The organism is Kribbella sp. NBC_01510 (genome assembly GCF_045040325.1).
In the GTDB taxonomy this organism is placed as follows: Bacteria; Actinomycetota; Actinomycetes; order Propionibacteriales; family Kribbellaceae; genus Kribbella.
In genome coordinates, this window is sequence record NZ_CP109418.1 from 2,588,355 (window position 1) to 2,607,193 (window position 18,839).

Here is an 18,839-nt window from a genome sequence, read left to right on the forward strand (position 1 = left end):
GCATGACTGAGAACCCTGGAGAACTGGTTCAGCAGGCGGTCGAGCGCTCGCTCCGATTGGTCGCCACCTGGCCGGCTTGGGACGGGCAGCCCCGCATCTCCGACGACGACCGCACCTTCACCCCGCACAAGGCCGTCCGCCGGATCGCGGACCACCTCGTCGATCACCTGGCCGAAGTGGAGGCGCTGCTGGCCGGCGTACCGACCCAGCCGGACGAGTGGCACGCGAGCGCGCTCACCTCCGCCGCCGACCTCGCGCCGTTCACGGTGGACGACGTGCGCGAGGCCGAGCAGCGGTTGAGCCGGCTGGGACGGACGTTCGCCCTGCGGTACGCCGCGGTCGACCCGGCCGAGTGGGACAAGGACCGCGGCGCCAACTGGACCCTCCGCCAGATCGCCGAACACCTGGTCGAGGTCGAGTGGTACGCCCAGCAGGTGGGCGACCTGTCCTAGAAGAGCCGCGCGCCCACCGGCTCCTCCAACTCGAGGAGGAACTGCTTGCGCTCGAGGCCGCCCGCGTACCCGGTCAGTGAGCCGTTCTTCCCGATCACCCGGTGGCACGGCACGACGATCGACAGCGGGTTCTGACCGACTGCCTTCCCGACCGCCTGGGCGTTGTCACCGAGTCGCGCCGCGATCTCGCCGTACGTCGTCGTCCCGCCGTACGGGATCTCCTCGAGGATCGACCAGACGCGGCGCTGGAACTCGTCACCGCGCAGGACGGTCGGGAGGTCGAACGTGGTTCGCTTGCCGGTCAGGTACTCGTTCAGCTCGCGGGCCGCCTCGGCGATGACCGGGTCGGTGGCTTCGACCAGGTCACCGAGCACGTCCGGCGACGGCTTCACCCAGTGATGCGGGAAGTAGACGCCGGCGAGCGCGTTGTCCGAGGCGACCAGCGTGAGGTCCCCGATCCGGCTGCTGACGATCGCATGCCTGTTCATGCTGATGGAACGCGTCAGCACCCGGAGGTGTGAGGCCTCAGGAGCCGATGCGCTCCCGGGTCCGGCCCCGGAAGTCGCGGCCGACCTGGCTCACGTCCACCCGGTGCAGGTCGGTCACGGCGATCCCCGGCGTACTGTCCGCGGGTCCCCGCACCGCCCAAACCCCGTGCGGATCGCTCACGCCCGAGTCCAGACCGGCCCCCGGATTGGCCGGCACGGCCAGGCTGACCCAGTAGGTGTTGGTCGCGGCCGTCCCGCGGGTCTGGACCCCGATGTGCTCGTTCTGCCCGACGCCGGTGCTCGCGTACGACACGAGTACGGCGTCCACGTCGAGGCGGTCGTACTCCGTGAGCAGCTCCGGGAAGAGCACGTCCAGCCCGAGCGCGAGGCCGAATCGATAGCCGTCGATGTCGAAGGTCACCGGCTCCCTGCCCGGGGTGTACATCCAGGTGATCTTCGTGGTCGACAGCGTGCGTTCGTCGTACCGCGCGACCACCTTGCCCGCGGCCGAGACGACGTACATGCTGTTGTGCGGCCGGGCCCCGGGCAGTGGATGTACGGACGGGATCACGGTCCAGATGTTCAGCTCACGCGAGAGCTTGGTGATCTGGTCCAGCTCGTCGTGCAGCACCGCCCAGTCGGTCTTGCTCCAGTCCGACGGGCCGACCTCGTCCGGGCCTAGCTCGGACATCACGTGCTTGCTCGGGAAGCAGAGCGCGCCCTCGGTGAAGTGGACGAGGCGGGCGCCTGCCGCGGCCGCCTGCCGCATCAGGTCGCGGACCTCGGTGCCACTCGCGCGGAGCAGGGCGGCGTTGGTGGGATCTCGGCGGACCGTCGACTGGGCGACGGCGATCCGCAGGGTGTTCTCCGGCATGTCTTCTCCTGGGGGAGTCGGACGGAAGTGCCGGAGGGCAGCCGTGTAGGACTCGCCCGTCTTGGCGGCGCGGGCACGGACCCGCTGCTTGAAGTTCCTGTGCGCTGTCATCTGGCCTTCCACGCACTCGCACGCGATCCCCCAGCGATCCCGCCCGAGGCAGTTGACCAGGACGAGCAGTCCGAGACAGGAAGTCCCTTTGCCTTCTCAGCAGGACCAGGCTGGGGCCGGTCGGCGAAGGTGCGGCGCGGACCGCGCCGGGCCCATATCCTTCCCGACCCCATGCCCTTGGTCAAACGTCCACGCCGCCACGCCGTGGGTTACCCCCGGCGGCATAAAGTCGGACCCGGACGCGGTTGTCCACCGAGTACGAGCAGACGACGTTGGGAGCAGAGGGTGAGCATTCGAGTCGGGTACAAGGCTTCGGCGGAGCAGTTCGGGCCGCGGGAGCTGGTGGAGTACTCGGTCCGGGCCGAAGAGCTCGGGCTCGACAGTGTGACCGTGTCGGACCACTTCCTGCCGTGGCGGCACGAGGGCGGTCACGCGCCGTTCGCGCTCGCCTGGATGGCGGCGGTCGGCGAGCGGACCAACCGGGTGCTGCTCGGGACGTCGGTGCTCACGCCGACCTTCCGGTACAACCCGGCGGTGATCGCGCAGGCGTTCGCCACGCTCGGCGAGCTGTACCCGGGCCGCGTGATGCTCGGCGTCGGCACCGGCGAGGCGCTGAACGAGATCGCCGTGTCCGGGATGGAGTGGCCGGAGTTCAAGGAGCGGTTCGCCCGGCTGCGGGAGGCCGTGCAGCTGATCCGCGACCTGTGGACGAAGGACGGCGTCAACGCCGAGGGCCCGTACTACAAGACCGTCGACGCGTTCATCTACGACCGGCCGGAGACCCCGCTCAAGGTGTACGTCGCCGCCGGCGGACCGCTGGTCGCCAAGTACGCCGGTCGGGCCGGCGACGGATTCATCGCGACGTCGGGCAAGGGCATGGAGCTCTACACCGACAAGCTGATCCCCGCCGTGAAGGAAGGCGCCGAGAAGGCCGGCAAGACGTTCGAGGATCTCGACCGGATGCTCGAGGTCAAGGTCTCCTACGACCGCGACCCCGCCGCCGCGCTGGAGAACACCCGGTTCTGGGCGCCGCTGTCGCTGACGCCGGAGCAGAAGCACAGCGTCACGAGCGCGACCGAGATGGAGCGGCTGGCCGACGAGCTGCCGATCGAGCAGGTCGCGCAGCGCTGGATCGTCGCCTCCGATCCCGACGAGGTCGTCAAGCAGTTCCAGCCCTACCTGGACGCCGGCTTCAACCACTTCGTCGTACACGGCCCCGGCCACGACCAGGAACGCTTCCTCACCCAGTTCACCGAGGACGTGCTTCCGCTGCTGCGCAAGCTGGGCTGAGGAGCGACAATCGCGAGATGGGCGACTACGTGATTGTGCAGGAGGGCGACCCGCGGTGTGCCGAGCTGGAAGCCGCCGGCTACCGCGTGGTCGCCGAGTCCTGGGCCGTCCGCCTGCACAACCCCGACCGCGAGCTGCTGGACTCCGCCGTACGCCGTGCGGTCGCCGGCGGACTCACCATTCGCGAAGTCGGCCCGGAGTCCGCCAAGGCTCTCCACGCCCTGGAGAAGTCCAACGAGGGCGACTACCCCTACACCCCGGCCACCCATCGCGTCGTCGGTGACCTCTCCGACACCCAGGGCCTCTGGCCGGTCCACCGGGTGTTCGGCGCGTTCGACGGTGGCCGCCTGGTCGGCGCCACGGTGATCCGCGTCCGCGAAGGCTTCGGTGACACCAGGTTCACCTCGGTGCTGGCGCCGTACCGCAGACGCGGCGTCGGCCAGGCCGTGAAGGCGGCGTCGATCCTCGCCTTCCTCGACCTCGGCATCAAGAGCTTCAGCACCGGTGGTGCCGCCGCAAACCAGGCGAGCCTGCAGGCCAACGAATCCCTCGGCTACGTCCTCACCGAACGCTGGCGCACCTACGCCCCCTAGCCGCGCACCTCAGCGCAGGTCATCGGACAGGGCTTTGGCGGCCTGCGTGAGGAGAGGGACGGCTCGCTCGACCAGATCTTCGGTCATGCGGCCGGCAGGGCCGGAGATGGAAATGGCCAGTCGGGACGGAGCGTCGGGGACCGCTACCGCGACACAGCGGACGCCGACCTCCTGCTCGCCTTCGTCCGTGGCGTAGCCGTTCTCCTCAGCCTTGTGCAGCTGCGCGGTGAAGGCGTCCGGGGTAGTGAGGGTGTTGTCGGTGTGCCTCGGCATACCGGTGCGGTGGAGGAGGTCGCGCACCTCGGACTCCGGGAGCTGGGCGAGGATCGCCTTGCCGACGGCGGTGCAGTGCGGGAGGACCCGGCGGCCGACCTCGGTGAACATGCGCATCGAGTGCCGGGACGGGACCTGGGCGAGGTAGACGACCTGGTCGCCGTCGAGCATCGCCATGTTGGCGGACTCGCCGAGCTCGTCGACCAGCCGCGCGAGGTGCGGGCGGGCCCAGACACTGAGCATGTGTGAGGAGCTCTCGCCGAGGCGGATCAGCTTCGGGCCGAGGACGTACTGGCGCGAGGGTTCTTGACGCAGGTAGCCGAGGTCGACCAGGGTGCGAACCAACCGGTGGATCGTCGGCAGCGGCAGGCCGGACGCCGTGGCGAGCTGGGACAGGCCCATCATCCCGCCCGCGTCGGCCATGGTCTCGAGCAGCCCGAAGGCGCGTTCGATGGACTGCACACTGCCGGTGCGGCCCTTGCCGCCGTTCGCTTCCGCCATGGATCCAGCCTCTCGAGGGTTTCCGGATGACGGAAGTTTAGCGCCAGATTCCGGAAAGATGTGGATCTTGTGTCTTCCGCAGAGTAGATATTAGTCTCCGCAATACGGAATTCTAGCGCGAGAGGTGGCCCGCATGAGCCTGGAGGATCTGGTCGGCGAGCTGGATCGGCGGTTGGCGGACGCCGACGTGGCGCTGGCGGCGGACTACCCGGGCGACCGCGGCGTCCGGCAGCCGGTGCACACGGTCTACGTGCCGGCCGACAAGTACGACGTGAACACCGTCGGCACCTGGGGTGCAGAGGCAACGGCGGTGCTGAGCGAGTACGGCGGCTCGGCCGAGGTGCTCGCGGACGTGCTGGAGCTGCCGCCCGGGCTGATGGGCGAGGTCTTCGAGCGTGTTCGCGCCAAGCTGGCGCGGGAGCCGATCGAGGATCTCCGGATCGACTTCGAGGACGGCTACGGGACCCGATCCGACGAGGAAGAGGACGCGGCCGCCTTCGCCGCTGCCCGCGCCTTGACACGGAGCGTGCGGGCCGGGGCGTCGGCGGACGGCGCCAGCGCGGTGGCGCCGTACCACGGGCTGCGGATCAAGTCGCTCGAGGTGCCGACCCGGCGGCGTGGGGTGCGGACGCTGGATCTGTTCGTCCGTGAGCTGACGGCGGCGGGCGGCCTGACGGATGGATTCGTGGTCACATTGCCGAAGGTGACCTCGGTCGAGCAGGTCGAGGCGATGGTGATGGTGCTGGAGGCGCTCGAGGTCGAGTACGGCGCATCTGAGCTGAAGTTCGAGATCCAGGTCGAGACCCCGCAGGCGATCCTCGGGTCGGACGGGACTGCATTGATCGCGCGGATGATCAAGGCCGGCGCGGGCCGCGTCACCGGCCTGCACTACGGCACGTACGACTACTCGGCCTCGCTCGGTGTCGCCGCGGCGTACCAGAGCATGGAGCATCCCGTGGCCGACCACGCCAAGGACGTGATGCAGTTGGCCGCGGCCGGCACCGGTGTCTTCGTCTCGGACGGCTCCACGAACGTGCTCCCGATCGGCGACGCCGTTCACGCAGCCTGGCGCCTCCACTATCGGCTGGTACGACGCTCACTCGCGCGCGGCATCTATCAGGGCTGGGACATGCACCCGGCTCAGCTGCCGACTCGCTTCGTCGCGACGTATCTCTTCTATCGCGAGGGACTCGAGACAGCCGCCACCCGGTTGCGCGCGTACCTCGGCCAGGGCGAGTCCGGCTACCTCGACGAGCCGGCAACCGCCGCGGCCCTGGCGGGCTTCGTCCTGCGCGGCCTCGACTGCGGTGCGGTCGATCCCGCCGAGGTCGACAAGCTCATCGGCGTCGACATCGCGGGACTCGCGAAGCTGGCCCGTCGCCCGCTGCGATCGGAGCGCTAGCCTCACTAGATGCGACTGGTTGCGGAGTTCACCACCGAACCCTTCGACGTCGAAGGAACGCCACCCGCTCACGCCACCGGGGCTCTGCGAGCGGCGCAGGAAGCCGGTCTCGAGTGCGACTTCGGCCCGTTGGGCACACAGGTCCGCGGCGAGGAGGCGCTGCTCCTGCCCGCGCTGCCCGGCGTGCTGGCCGCCGCTTTCGCGGGCGGCGCGAGCCAGGTGACCTTGCAGGTACGCCGCGATGCCTGAGCCTGAGGTCCATCCGCTGATCACGGCGATCTCGCCGCTGATCGAGCGACTGGACGCCGAACTCGTCGTACCCGAGGAGGCTCGCGACGACGACGTACCACTGCTGTGGGAGGGCGAGCCGCTGGTCGCCGTCCGCCTCCCCGTAAAGGCTTCTGAGGGTGGCGTGAGCTCACTGCTCGCGGAGGTTGCCGACGAGCTCGGCGGACCGCTGAACACGCTCTCCCGGGGTCAGAAGCAGCAGGCAGTCCTCATGCTCGAGGCCCGCGGTGCCTTCGAGTACCGGAAGTCCGCGGAGATCGTCGCGGAGGCGCTCGGCGTCACCCGCTTCACCGTCTACAACTACCTCAACCGGGCGCGCGACTGACCCGGCTTTTCAACAAACTGTTGACGACGGGCGAGGCGGCTGCCACTCTCGTCATACGGAAAGTCGATTTCGGGATTCGAGAAGGTGTGATCCGTGGACCTGCAGGAGTTCAACTCCGCTCCGGCCGACCGGCTGCGTCCGATGCTGGCGGCCTGCTGTGACGTCCCCCGCTGGGTCGACGGACTCCTGGCCAAGCGGCCGTACGGCGACCTCGCCGCACTGACCGCGGTCGCCGACCAGTCGCTGCGAGAGCTCGACGACGACGAGGTCGATCGCGCTCTCCAGGCGCACCCACGGATCGGGGACCGCCCACAGGGCGCCGGCACCGAGGCCGCCTGGTCGCGCCGGGAACAGTCCGGCGTCGGCGCGGATCCCGAGGTCCGGGAGGCCCTTGCCGAGGGCAACCGTGAGTACGAGCAGCGGTTCGGCCGGGTGTTCCTGATCTGCGCCACCGGCCTGTCGGCGGAGCAGATGCTCACCAGCCTCCGCCGCCGGCTCACCCACGACGACGCCACCGAGGTCGCCGTCGTATGCGAGGAACTGCGCAAGATCGCGCTGCTCCGACTCGCCAAGGTGGTGGACGCATGAGCAGCCTGAGCACACATGTTCTCGACACCGGGCTGGGGCTCCCGGCGCACGGTGTGCCGGTTCGCCTGTCCCGGGTCACCGGCGACCAGGACGTCGTACTGGCGACCGGTACGACGGATGACGACGGGCGGATCGCCGAGCTGGAACCGGCCCTGCCGGCCGGCACGTATCGGCTCTGGTTCGACGTCGCCGCGTACGCGGCCGCGTCCGGCCAGGACATCTTCTTTCCCGAGGTCACCGTGACCTTCACGGTCGCCGACGAGCGGCACTACCACGTCCCGTTGCTGCTCAGCCCATTCGCGTTTTCTACCTACCGAGGGAGTTGAGCCCGATGGCCATCCACCTGGGAGCCAACCAGTACGGCAAGGCCGAGAGCCGCGTCGTCCGGATCTACCGCGACACGCCCCGCCACCAGATCCGCGACCTGAACGTCTCGTCCGCCCTCCGCGGCCGGTTCGAGTCCGCGCACACCACCGGTGACCAGAGCGACGTGTTGCCGACCGACACGCAGAAGAACACCGCGTTCGCCTTCGCCAAGGAGAAGGGCGTCGGGGCGATCGAGGACTACGCGCTGACGCTCGGCGCGCACTTCCTGGACGCGTCGCCGGCGGCCGACGGGGCGCGGATCGAGGTGGAGGAGTACGCCTGGGAACGGATCTCCGTCGACGGTTCGCCGCACGACCACTCGTTCGTCCGGGCCGGCAGCGGCGTACGTACGACGGTCGTCAACGTGGAGGGCCGCGGTGACGAGCAGAAGCGGTACGTCGTGTCCGGCATTCGCGATCTGGTCGTGCTGAAGTCGACCGGGTCGGAGTTCCACGGGTTCCTCAAGGACAAGTACACGACGCTGCCGGAGACCGACGACCGCATCCTGGCCACGTCGCTGGTCGCGCGGTGGCGGTACGACCACACCGAGGTCGACTGGGACAAGTCCTACGACGAGATCAAGGGACTGCTGCTCGAGCAGTTCGCGAAGATCCACAGTCTGGCGTTGCAGCAGACGCTGTACGGGATGGGTGAGGCTGTCCTGCAGCAGCATCCGGAGGTCGCGGAGATCAAGTTCTCGGCGCCGAACAAACACCACTTCCTGGTCGATCTGAGTCCGTTCGACGTGGAGAACCCGGGTGAGGTGTTCATCGCCGCGGATCGCCCGTACGGCCTGATCGAGGCCACTGTGGTCCGGGACGACGCGAGTGACGCCGGCAGCGCGTGGCACGCCGTACCGGGCTTCTGCTGAGGCAGTGATGAACACGATCGTGATCGACGGGGCGGCCGTGGTCACGGTCGATCCGGAGCGGCGTGAGTTCACCGGACATGTGGTTGTCGAGGGCAACCGTATTGTTGCCGTCGGCCCTGGTCCGGCGCCGGCGTACGACGGAGCACGGGTGATCGACGGGCAGGGATGTCTCGTCACACCCGGCTTCGTCAACACACATCAGCATCTGTACCAGTGGGTGACCCGCGGTCTCGCGGCCGATGCGACGTTGTTCGGCTGGCTGACCACGCTCTATCCGGTGTGGGCTCGGATCTCTGACGAGTCGGTGCATGTGGCTGCTCAGGCTGCGTTGGCGCGGCTCGCGCTTACTGGGTGCACGACCGCGGCGGATCACCACTACCTCTTCCCGCGCGGTGGTGGAGATCTGCTCGCGGCCGAGATCGCCGCCGCTGCCGAGATCGGGCTGCGCTTCCACCCGGCGCGTGGATCGATGGATCGCGGACAGAAGGACGGTGGGCTGCCGCCGGACTCCGTGGTCGAGGACCGGGACGAGATCCTCGCCGCGACGGAGGCCGCGATCGACCGCTGGCATGATCCTTCGCCGGAGTCGATGCTGCAGATCGTGGTCGCGCCGTGCTCGCCGTTCAGCGTGAGTGGTGACCTGATGCGCGAGGCGGCTTCGTTGGCCCGGCGTAAGCGCGTCCGGCTGCACACGCACCTGGCCGAGACTACCGACGAGACCCATTGGTGCCGCGAGACCTTCAATTGCACGCCTTTGGAGTACGCCGCCGAGCTCGGGTGGACCGGATCCGACGTGTGGTTCGCGCACGGCATCCACTTCGACGACGCCGAGATCAAGCGCCTGGGCCAGACGGGCACCGGTGTCGCCCACTGCCCGAGCTCCAACGCTCGCCTGGGCGCCGGCATAGCCCGAGCCGCCGACCTCCGCGCCGCCGGCAGTCCCGTCGGCCTGGGCGTAGACGGTGCCGCCAGCAACGAAGCCGGCAGCCTCATCGAGGAACTCCGCCACGCCCTCCTCTTCGCCCGAGCCCGCGGCGGTCCCCAGGCCCTCGGCGTCCGCGCCGCCCTCGAAATGGCCACCCTCGACGGCGCCCGCATCCTCGGCCGCGAGAACGACATCGGCTCCCTCGAGCCAGGCAAACTCGCCGACCTGGCCGTCTGGAACCTGAACACCCTGGCCCACGCCGGCATCTCCGACCCCATAGCCGCCTTGGTCCTGGGCACACCCCCACCCCTGAAACTCCTCCTGGTCAACGGACACCCCGTCGTCGAGCACGACACAGTCACCACACTCGACGAACCCGCCCTGGCTGCCCAGGTAGCGAAAACCCAGACCCGCCTCCTCGCCGGCACCTGAGCGCCCGGCGTCCAAGACAGACGACGCCCGGGGTCGCGCGGACAAGTAGGCCGGACAGGTCGGTCCGACAAGTACTAGGGACTCCGGACAGCCATCCGGTTCGCAGCGGGCAGTGGCTGAGACTGAGCCGCAACTCGTACGTCGAGCCGCGCCAGTGGCCCACCGACGAGCCGGCCCGGGACCCCCGCCCGGCAGCCCGACTGCCTCGCTGCCTCGCCCGGCTGCCTGGCTGCCCGGCCCGGCGGCTTGATCGGTCACTTTGTGCACGAGATCCGTACGGCGCCAGTCTCCGGGTACGGATCTGGTGCACAAAGTCGATCTCTGCCGTGTCCGACCCCGTTCGGCCAGGGTCCGGGCTCGATGCCTCGGGGTTGGCGCACTCACCCGCCCGGCTGCCTGGCTACCCGGCCGGGCTGGCTTGGTCGGTCACTTTGTGCACGAGATCCGTACGGCGCCGGCCCTCCGGCTACGGATCTGGTGCACAAAGTCGATCTCTGCTGTGGCCGAACCCGGATTGGCCACGGGTCCGGGCTCGATGCCGCCGTGCTGGCACTCACCAAGCAGACGCGGTCCTGCCCCGGTCACGCTCCGATCCCGGGCCGCGGTGAGCCGACGGCGGGTCGCTGAGTGTCTCCGGTCCGCACCCGCACTCATCCCCGCAACAGCGGCATCGACCCCGCCACGATCGAGCAGCCACCGATACGACACGACCGCCCGGACAACCCCTCGGCTCGAGGGGTTCTCCCCTCGGACACCCGCAGACAACCCGGCGCGCGGTCGGATATCGGCTCCACCGTCCGGGGGCGCCGTGTGGCGGGCGGGGGTGCGGACATGTTGTCCAAGCTCCCTGCGCCGGCCCGAAATCCCCTCCCACCGCCGCCTCCCGCCGCCGCCGCCCGCCGCCGCCCACGAGTTGCCGACGACCCAATTCTTGATGGCCCCGCCCGCCGGCGACCGAGCCCGCTGTGGCTTGCCGCTGCCCATCAGCGCCAGCGCCTGTCGTCGCCCGCCGGCGCCGGCTGGTGATGGTTGTCGTTCCGCCCGGGTGTGCACCAGTCGAGCGTCGCGGCGGCGGCTCGGTGCTTGATCGGTGCGCAAAGGCAGGCGGGCCGAGACCCACGGAAACGACAGGAGCGCCGAAATAGCGTCCGACCGTCGGGGTCACCCCTGGAGGAGGTCCCTGCTGACGGCTAACCGTGGAGTAGTTCGCCGTCGATCCAGACGGCTTGGACGTCGGCGGGGGTGCCGAGGGTGAAGATGCGGGAGAGGGTTTCGTCGGCGTCGTTGGCGTGGGCGACTCCCACAGCGAGGGGCGAGCCGTCGGCGGGGCGGAGGAGTTGGGCGTCGAAGCGTTGGCCGACGCTCAGGTGGCCGACCTCGTCGAGGCCGAGTGCCTCAGCGCCTGCGGCGGTGGCCAGATACAGCAGGTGGGCTGAGGTCAGGGCGAGCCCGTGATCACCGAGCAACTGCTGGCAGAAGTAGGCCTGGAGGCCTTCTTTGAGGAGCGAGAAGCCCGTGCCGGCGCCGACGTCCGACCCGAGGGCTACGCGTACGCCGTGCTGCAGATGCCGGCCGAGGGGGAACAACCCGCTGCCGAGCGCGGCGTTGCTGGTCGGGCAATGCGCGACGGTCGCGCCACCGAGGGCGAGCGTCTTGAGCTCGACGTCGGTCGGGTGCACGTTGTGGGCGAGTACGCAGCGGCGGTCGACCAATCCGTGCCGGTCGTACGTCGTGACGTAGTCGCTGCCGCCGAACAGATCGGCCACGGTCGCGATCTCGGCCTCGTTCTCGTTGACGTGCGACGTGAACAGCGTGCCCGGGACCGCCTCCATCAGTTCGCGGCAGGTCGCGAGGAGGTCGTCCGTGCAGGACAGCGAGAAGCGAGGTGTGACGGCGTACCGGTTCCGGCCGACGCCGTGCCAACGGTTGGCCAAGGCAAGCGATTCGGCGTACGCGCGGACCGGCGTGGTCAGCAGTTCCGGCCGCAGCAGCCGGTCACTCAGGACCAGTCCGCTGGTGATCCGCAGTCCGACATTCGACGCGGCGTTGAAGAGTGCATCCACCGCGTCGGCGTAGTGCGCCCCGAAGACCAGCGCCGAGGTCGTCCCCGCGGCCGCGAGCCCGCGGACGAACTCACCGGCCACCCCGGTCGCGTAGGCGACGTCCGCCATCCGCGCCTCCTCGGGCAGCGCGTACCGATCCAGCCACTCGAGCAGCGGCAACCCGAGCCCGCCGACCGCCCGAATCTGCGGGAAGTGCACGTGCGTGTCCACGAAACCAGGCAGTACGACGCCACCACTCAGGTCGACGACCCGTTCGGCCGGATGCGCCTGCCGGATCTCCAGAAAGGGGCCGCGGGCAACGATGACGCCGTCCTCGACCAGCAGGCCGGCGTCGGAGTCGACCCGCAGACTGCCGCCGGTGAACGGGTTGTCCGGGGTGTCGAGGAAGGTGCCTCGGAAGATGGTCATGCCTTCGCCTCACGCTGAGCCGGCGTGGAGCGACGCTCGGCAGATCGGGCCGACGCGGGATGCCGCTCGGCGGAGAATTGCTGCAGGAGCCAGGCCGCGACGCTGACGGCGATGACGGCCGGTTCCTTGCCGGGCAGATCGGGCAGCCCGATCGGAGTCGTGATCCGATCGATGGCCTTCGATGAGTTGCCGTCCTCGGCGAGCTTGCGGCGGAACCGGGCCCACTTCGCCTGCGATCCGATCAGCCCGATCGTGGCGAGCTGCTCGTTGCGGATCGCGGCGTCGCACAGCGCGGCGTCCTCGGCGTGGTCGTGGGTCATCACCAGCGCGTGGGTGCCCGGCGGCAACTCGCCGACCACGAGCTCCGGCAGCAAAGGCACCTGATGGACGTGCACCTGAGCCACCGCGTCATCGAGAACCGCGAGCCGGGACGCGGTCAGCTGATCCGGCCGCGAGTCGACCAGATGCAACTCGATGTCATGCCGCGCCAGGATCCGCGCGAGCTCGAGCCCGACATGGCCGACCCCGAAGATCGCCACCGACGGCACCACCGGCAACGGCTCGAGCAGCAGCTTCACCTCACCGCCGCAACACTGAACACCATGCTGGTACGGCGCTTTGTCCGACAGCGCGAACTCGAGCACCTCGGGCTCGACCACACCGTCCGCGATCATCGCCCGGCAGCGCTCGACGGCCACCGACTCCAGGTTCCCGCCCCCGACCGTCGACCAAACGTTGTCAGAGGCAACGACCATCTTGGCCCCGGCCTCCCGCGGCGCGTGCCCACGGACAGACATCACCGTGACCAGCACGCCCGGCCGGCGTCCCGTACGCAGTTGCTGGGCAGCCTTCATCCACTCCATGAGTCACCACCCCGTGCGCGATCCAGCGCCCAATAGACCGCCTCCGGTGTGGCAGGCGACGGGAGGTCGACGCTGGTCCCGGCAGGACCGAACGCGGCGGCGGCCTGGCGCAGGGCCTCGCGGACCGCGAAGGCCAGCATCAGCGGCGGCTCACCAACCGCCTTGGAGCCGTAGACCGCGCCATCCTCGTGGGCCTTCTCCAGCAGCCGGACGTTGAAGACCTCTGGCATCTCGGAGAAGCTCGGCAGCTTGTAGGTGCTGGCCGCCTGCGTCGCGAGCCGTCCGCGTCGATCCCCGTCGCTCTCGTCCCAGCGCAGATCCTCGAGCGTCAACCAGCCCGTCCCCTGAACGAACCCGCCCTCGATCTGACCGATGTCGATCAACGGGCTCAGGCTGTCGCCCACGTCGTGCACGATGTCGACCCGCCGCAATGTGTAAGCCCCGCTGAACCCGTCCACCTCCACCTCGGCCGCGGCAACGCCGTACGCGAAGTACTTGAACGGCTCGCCGTGCATGGCGTTCGCGTCCCAGTGCAGTCCCTCGGTGCGGTAGAAGCCGGCCGCCCAGAGTTGCACTCGCTGCAGGTAGGCGGCGCGGACGAGTTCATTCCACTCCACGCCGTCACCGGACAGACCACGGACGACGCCGTCGACGAAGCGGACATCGTGCGGGCTGATGCCGAGCCGCCCGCCCGCGACCTGCGCGAGCCGTTCGCGGATCTGCTCGCAGGCGTTCTTGATCGCCGCGCCGTTGAGGTCCGCGCCGGACGAGGCCGCGGTCGCCGAGGTGTTCGGCACCTTGTCGGTACGCGTCGGAGCCAGCCGGACCCGGGCCAGCGGCACGCCGAGCGTGGTCGCCGCGACCTGCAGCATCTTGGTGTGCAGGCCCTGGCCCATCTCGGTGCCGCCGTGGTTGATCAGCACCGACCCGTCCTTGTAGACGTGCACGAGCGCCCCGGCCTGGTTGAACGCGGTCAGGTTGAACGAGATGCCGAACTTGACCGGCGTCATCGCCAGCCCGCGCTTCACATGCGGATGCGCAGCGTTGTAGGCCGCGATCTCGGCAGAGCGCGCCACGACGTCCCCACCAGAGATCACCTGGCTCCAGCAAGAGTCCAGTCGGTCCGCATGCCGCACGGGTTGCCCGTACGGCGTCGAGTCGCCGACCTGGTAGAAGTTTCGCCGGCGCAGCTCCAGAGCGTCGTACCCGAGCAGCGGCGCACACCGACCGAGGATGTCCTCGATCACGAGCATGCCCTGCGGTCCGCCGAAGCCGCGGAACGCGGTCTGCGACGTTTTGTTCGTCTTGGCGATCTGCCCGTCCACGCGGATATGCGGGATCTCGTAAGCGTTGTCGATGTGACACATCGCCCGCGCCAGTACCGGCTCGGACAGATCCAGACTCCACCCGCCGTCGGCGGTCAGCGTCGCATCCAACGCCACCAGCCGACCCTCCGAGTCGAACCCAACGGTCCACGAGCTGTGGAACCCGTGCCGCTTGCCTGACATCGTCATGTCCTGCGTGCGATTGAGGCGCAACCGCACTGGCCGGCCGGTCAACGTCGCGCCGAGCGCCGCGATCGCGGCGAAGCCATGCGGTTGCATCTCCTTGCCGCCAAAGCCTCCGCCCATCCGGAGGCACTGCACGGTCACCGCATGGCTGGCCAGACCGAGCACATGCGCGACGATCTCCTGCGTCTCGGACGGATGCTGTGTGCTGCTCTGCACGAAGATCTGACCGCCCTCGTCGACCAGCGCCAGCGCCGCATGCGTCTCCAGATAGAAGTGCTCCTGCCCGGCGAACTCGAACTCACCCCGGAACACGTGCGCTGCTCCGGCCAGCGCAGCATCCACCTCGCCGCGCTCCAGGTGCCGCCCGATGCCCTGGAAGCTGTTGGCCGCGATCGCCTCGCGCACCGTCACCAGCGAGGGCAGCGGCTCGTACTCGACCTCCACCGCCAGCGCCCCGAGTCGCGCGGCCTCCAACGTCTCCGCGAGTACCCAGCACACGGCATGCCCGTTGAACATCACCTCACCCGGGAACAACGGCTCGTCGTGCTTCACCCCCGCGTCGTTCACCCCGGGTACGTCGTCCGCCGTCAACACCCGCACCACGCCAGGCACGTCGTACGCCGGCTTCACCCGGAGCGCCGTGATCCGGGCATGTGTGTGCGACGACTGGACCGGCCAGGCGTGCAGGACATCGCGGGTCCGTTGCACGAGATCGTCGGTGTAGAGCGCCGTACCGGTCACATGCAACGCGGCACTCTCATGCGGCAGTGGTACGCCGACCACCGCCTGCGCGGGCCGTTCGGACAACGAACTCATGCGCCGGCCCCCTCAGCAAAGTAGAACCGGAGCAGCGACTGGCCGAGCATCGCCGAGCGGTACGACGCACTCGCGCGGTGGTCGTCCATCGGCGTACCCTCGGCAGCCATCACCGCGGCCGCCTCGCGGACCGTCCGCTCGGTCCACGGTTGACCGATGAGTGTCGCCTCGGTGGCTCGTGCCCGCAGCGGTGTGGCCGCGGCGCCGCCGATCCCGATCCGGGCCTGCCGTACGACGCCGTCCACCACGTCGACGGCGTACCCGATGGCGACGCTGGAGATGTCGTCGAAGCGCCGCTTGGCGATCTTGTGGAACGCGGTCAGTGGCTGGAGCGGCAGCGGAAGCACGATCGTCTTGATCAGCTCGTCGGGCGCCTTCAGCGTCTGCCGGTAGCCGGTGAAGTAGTCCGCCAGCGCGACCACTCGCTCGCCTCGGCGCGAGGCCAGGACGATCGACGCATCCAGGGCGAGCAGCGCGGGCGGGGTGTCGCCGATCGGCGAACCGGTGCCCAGGTTGCCGCCGATGGTCGCGCCGTTCCGGATCAGCCGGGACGCGAACTGCGGGAACATCTGGGCCAGCAGCGGCACCCGGCCGGCCAGCCGCCGCTCGATCTCCGTCAGTGTGAGCGCGGCGCCCAGCCGGACCTCGTCCGGCCCGAACGCGAACTCGCGCAGCTCGGCCAGCCGGTCGATCGCGACCGTCAGCGGCGGGCGGGAGCCGAAGATGTTCACCTGCACACCGAGATCGGTCGACCCCGCCACGACCTGCGCCCCGGGCCGATCGACCAGCAAGCCCAGCACGTCATCGAGCGATCCGGGCCGCACGAACTCAGCCTCACCGGTCACCATCCCGGTCACTGCAGGCGGAGGTGGCGGCGAGTCCCGGCGTACGGCGAGTGCGTCGTTCTCGGTCGGGTCACCGAGTGCGTACGCCGCGTCCCGGATCGGCCGGTAGCCGGTGCATCGGCACAGGTTCCCGCTGAGCGAATGCAAATCGAAGCCGTTCGGACCGTGTTCGTGATCGCCGTCGGTGGACGTCGTACGCCCGGGGCGGTAGTACTCGGCCGCCATGCTGCAGATGAAGCCCGGGGTGCAGTAGCCGCACTGCGATCCACCGCGGACGGCCATCTCCTCCTGCACCGGGTGCAGTGCCGCCGGCGAGCCCAGCCCCTCCGAGGTGACGATCTCCTGACCGTCCAGGGAGGCGATCGGCAGCAGACAGGCGTTCACCGCGGTCCACTCGGTCTGGGTGTCGATGCCGGGCCGGGCCACCAGGACCGAGCAGGCGCCGCACTCGCCTTCGGCACAGCCTTCCTTCGCGCCGGTGAGGCCTTGGTCGCGGAGCCAGTCCAGCACGGTGGTGTGGACGGCGACATCGCCGATCGCGGTGTCCTCGCCGTTCACCTTCACTGCAGGTGCACGCGATGTCTGTCTCGTCTGGGCCTGTGTCGTCATCGGTTACTGCTCCAGCGTGTTCTTGCACTATGAATCGGGTTGGCGTCGGAGAGGAAGTCGTCGAACCGGTATCCGGCGATCTTCGCGATCTCGAGCAGCGCGGCGGCGTGCTCCTGGTTCTCGCAGTTGCCGAGCCGCTCGCGGCCCTGCTCGACGATCCGGTCGAACGAGTTCGCGTCCCGAACCGAGATGACCAGCGGGAAGCCGAACCGCTCGCGGTACGCCTCGGTGATCGCGGCCAGCTCGTCCCGGTCCGGATCTGCCAGGAAGGTAAGGCCCTTGTCCGACTGGTCCCGCAGCGACGCCTCGCCACTGAGGCCGTCGGCGACGAACTGCGAACCGAGCTGCGGATAGGCCTCGATCAGCTGGCGCTGCTCGTCGTGCGAGCCGGAGAACAGAGCCTCCTGGAAGGAACGACGCAGGGCGTGAGTGTCGGCGAAGGGCCGCATGTCCCAGGCCCGCTCGACCGCCCAGCGCGGACCCTGGAACAGGCCGGCGAAGGTCTCGACGAACTCGTCGCGGCTCATCTTGTTCACCTGGTCCAGCCGGATCGAGTCGCCCGGTTGGCCGGCGACCGCGGGTCCGTAGTCCTTGCCGACGTGGTGGAACAGGATGTTCAGACCGATCGCGGTCAGGCTGCCCAGCGTGATGCCGCTGCCGAAGATGATCTCGGCCCAGCCCGGGACGGCCTGGGCGACCTCCGGCTGCGCGGTGACGTACATGGCCAGGCCGAGGCTGGTCGCGACGATGACGACATTGCGGTGATCGTGGAAGTCGACCTTGGCCAGGGTTTGGATGCCGACCACGGCCACGGTGGCGAACATCGCCAGCGCCGCGCCGCCCAGTACCGGGTGTGGGACGCCCGCGACGACCGCGCCGGCCTTCGGCACCAGGCCGATCAGGATCATGATCCCGCCGGCGGCCGCGACCACCCAGCGGCTGCGGACCCGGGTCAGCCGGACCAGGCCGACGTTCTCCGCGAAACACGTGTAGGGGAAGGAGTTGAAGACACCGCCGATCGTGGTGGCCAGGCCGTCGGCCCGCAGCGCGCGGGCGATGTCGTCCTTGCCGATCCGCTTCTCCACGATCTCGCCGGTCGCGAAGACGTCACCAGTCGTCTCGACCGCGGTGATCAGCATGACCACAACCATCGAGATGATCGCCGCGATCGAGAACTTCGGCCAGCCGAAGTAGAACGGCTGGGTGACACCGACCCAGGCCGAGTCGGCGACCGCGCCGAAGTGGGTGTCGCCGAAGGCCCACGCGACCATCGTGCCGGCGACCAGGCCGACCAGGACGGCGATCGTCGCCATGAAGCCCTTGAAGACCCGCTGGATCAGCACGATCAACCCGAGCGTTCCGAGCGCGTACGCCAGGTTCTTCCCGCTGGTCGGGTCGGCCGTCGGGCCCGCGCCGCCGACCGCGTCCCCGGCCGCCACCGGCAGCAGCGCCAGGCCGATGATCGTGATCACCGAGCCGGTCACCACCGGTGGGAAGAACCGGATCAGCTTGCTGAAGAACGGCGCGATGAAGAAGGTGGCCAGACCGGCGACTAGGACCGCGCCGTAGATGACGAGCAGGCCTTGCGTCCCGCCGCCGGCGGCCAGGCCGATCGCGATCATCGGCGACACTGCCGTGAACGTCACGCCCTGCAGCAGCGGCAACCGGACGCCGACCTTCCAGAATCCGACGGACTGGATGATCGAGGCAATGCCGCAGGTGAACAGGTCGGCGTTGATCAGGTGGATGAGTTGCTGGGTGGTGAGCCCGATCGAGTTCGCCAGCAGGATCGGCACGATCACGGCGCCGGCGTAGAACGCGAGGACGTGCTGCGTGCCGTACACCGCGAGCTTGCCGACCGGCAGGACCTCGTCGACTGGATGGCGGCTGGCACGGCGGCTCGGTCGCAGGGTGGCCTTCATCGGGACACGCTCCTTGGCGTCGG

At 69.3% G+C, this 18,839-nt stretch carries 18 protein-coding genes; 10 read left to right on the plus strand and 8 right to left on the minus strand.

Features of this window, described 5'->3' with window-relative positions; translation table 11 throughout:
* The first annotated feature begins 2 nt into the window (after nt 1–2).
* The gene (locus OG558_RS12905) at nt 3–452 is read left to right on the plus strand and encodes a hypothetical protein (RefSeq protein WP_405070444.1); all 450 of its coding nucleotides are present in this window, start codon (nt 3–5) and stop codon (nt 450–452) included.
* On the opposite strand, the gene OG558_RS12910 is transcribed toward OG558_RS12905, so the two are convergent.
* Entirely contained in the window at nt 449–940 is a 492-nt protein-coding gene (locus tag OG558_RS12910) for a methylated-DNA--[protein]-cysteine S-methyltransferase (protein ID WP_405070445.1), read from the minus strand. The genes OG558_RS12905 and OG558_RS12910 overlap by 4 nt on opposite strands.
* A 37-nt stretch (nt 941–977) precedes the next feature.
* Nucleotides 978–1,925, minus strand: a complete 948-nt coding sequence (locus tag OG558_RS12915) for a carbon-nitrogen hydrolase family protein (protein ID WP_405070446.1) — start codon at nt 1,923–1,925, stop codon at nt 978–980.
* A gap of 285 nt (nt 1,926–2,210) precedes the next feature.
* Here OG558_RS12915 and fgd point away from each other — a divergent pair, with 285 nt between their 5' ends.
* The gene (gene fgd, locus OG558_RS12920) at nt 2,211–3,215 is read left to right on the plus strand and encodes a glucose-6-phosphate dehydrogenase (coenzyme-F420) (protein WP_329483443.1); all 1,005 of its coding nucleotides are present in this window, start codon (nt 2,211–2,213) and stop codon (nt 3,213–3,215) included.
* Between the two features lie 17 nt (nt 3,216–3,232).
* Nucleotides 3,233–3,808: a GNAT family N-acetyltransferase gene (locus OG558_RS12925; protein ID WP_405070447.1), complete on the plus strand. Its 576-nt coding sequence runs from the start codon at nt 3,233–3,235 to the stop codon at nt 3,806–3,808.
* A gap of 9 nt (nt 3,809–3,817) precedes the next feature.
* Here OG558_RS12925 and OG558_RS12930 read toward each other — a convergent pair whose 3' ends face one another.
* Nucleotides 3,818–4,582, minus strand: coding sequence for an IclR family transcriptional regulator (locus OG558_RS12930; RefSeq protein ID WP_405070448.1), 765 nt, complete (start codon nt 4,580–4,582; stop codon nt 3,818–3,820).
* Between the two features lie 133 nt (nt 4,583–4,715).
* On the opposite strand from OG558_RS12930, the gene OG558_RS12935 reads away from it, so the two are divergent.
* The 7 genes from OG558_RS12935 to OG558_RS12965 all read left to right on the plus strand — a co-directional run bounded on the left by OG558_RS12935 (nt 4,716) and on the right by OG558_RS12965 (nt 9,779).
* On the plus strand, nt 4,716–5,984 hold the full coding sequence (locus tag OG558_RS12935) for a DUF6986 family protein (RefSeq protein WP_405070449.1): 1,269 nt from the start codon (nt 4,716–4,718) through the stop codon (nt 5,982–5,984).
* 9 nt (nt 5,985–5,993) lie between these two features.
* Nucleotides 5,994–6,233, plus strand: a complete 240-nt coding sequence (locus OG558_RS12940) for a hypothetical protein (protein WP_405070450.1) — start codon at nt 5,994–5,996, stop codon at nt 6,231–6,233.
* Complete coding sequence (locus OG558_RS12945; RefSeq protein WP_405070451.1) at nt 6,226–6,597, plus strand: helix-turn-helix domain-containing protein; 372 nt, start codon at nt 6,226–6,228, stop codon at nt 6,595–6,597. The genes OG558_RS12940 and OG558_RS12945 overlap by 8 nt, the downstream gene beginning before the upstream one ends.
* Nucleotides 6,598–6,690: 93 nt before the next feature.
* Nucleotides 6,691–7,185 carry a 2-oxo-4-hydroxy-4-carboxy-5-ureidoimidazoline decarboxylase gene (gene uraD, locus OG558_RS12950; RefSeq protein WP_405070452.1) on the plus strand — a complete coding sequence of 165 codons (495 nt, stop codon included), beginning with the start codon at nt 6,691–6,693 and terminating at the stop codon, nt 7,183–7,185.
* Nucleotides 7,182–7,511, plus strand: a complete 330-nt coding sequence (uraH, locus tag OG558_RS12955) for a hydroxyisourate hydrolase (protein WP_405070453.1) — start codon at nt 7,182–7,184, stop codon at nt 7,509–7,511. Before uraD (OG558_RS12950) ends, uraH begins: the two co-directional genes overlap by 4 nt.
* Nucleotides 7,512–7,516: 5 nt before the next feature.
* Nucleotides 7,517–8,422, plus strand: coding sequence for a factor-independent urate hydroxylase (pucL, locus tag OG558_RS12960; RefSeq protein WP_329483450.1), 906 nt, complete (start codon nt 7,517–7,519; stop codon nt 8,420–8,422).
* 7 nt (nt 8,423–8,429) lie between these two features.
* Entirely contained in the window at nt 8,430–9,779 is a 1,350-nt protein-coding gene (locus tag OG558_RS12965) for an 8-oxoguanine deaminase (RefSeq protein ID WP_405070454.1), read from the plus strand.
* Nucleotides 9,780–10,969: 1,190 nt separating this feature from the next.
* Here OG558_RS12965 and guaD read toward each other — a convergent pair.
* From guaD to uraD (OG558_RS12990), 5 genes are read right to left on the minus strand one after another with little or no spacing between them, the layout of a single operon-like run.
* A complete protein-coding gene (guaD, locus tag OG558_RS12970; RefSeq protein WP_405070455.1) occupies nt 10,970–12,250 on the minus strand; it encodes a guanine deaminase in 1,281 nt (426 codons plus the stop codon).
* Entirely contained in the window at nt 12,247–13,113 is an 867-nt protein-coding gene (gene xdhC / locus OG558_RS12975; protein WP_405070456.1) for a xanthine dehydrogenase accessory protein XdhC, read from the minus strand. The genes guaD and xdhC overlap by 4 nt, the downstream gene beginning before the upstream one ends.
* Entirely contained in the window at nt 13,101–15,440 is a 2,340-nt protein-coding gene (gene xdhB, locus OG558_RS12980) for a xanthine dehydrogenase molybdopterin binding subunit (RefSeq protein WP_405070457.1), read from the minus strand. The genes xdhC and xdhB overlap by 13 nt, the downstream gene beginning before the upstream one ends.
* Nucleotides 15,437–16,894, minus strand: coding sequence for a xanthine dehydrogenase small subunit (locus OG558_RS12985; RefSeq protein ID WP_405070458.1), 1,458 nt, complete (start codon nt 16,892–16,894; stop codon nt 15,437–15,439). Before OG558_RS12985 ends, xdhB begins: the two co-directional genes overlap by 4 nt.
* Entirely contained in the window at nt 16,891–18,816 is a 1,926-nt protein-coding gene (uraD, locus tag OG558_RS12990; RefSeq protein WP_405070460.1) for a 2-oxo-4-hydroxy-4-carboxy-5-ureidoimidazoline decarboxylase, read from the minus strand. The genes OG558_RS12985 and uraD (OG558_RS12990) overlap by 4 nt, the downstream gene beginning before the upstream one ends.
* Nucleotides 18,817–18,839: the final 23 nt, after the last annotated feature.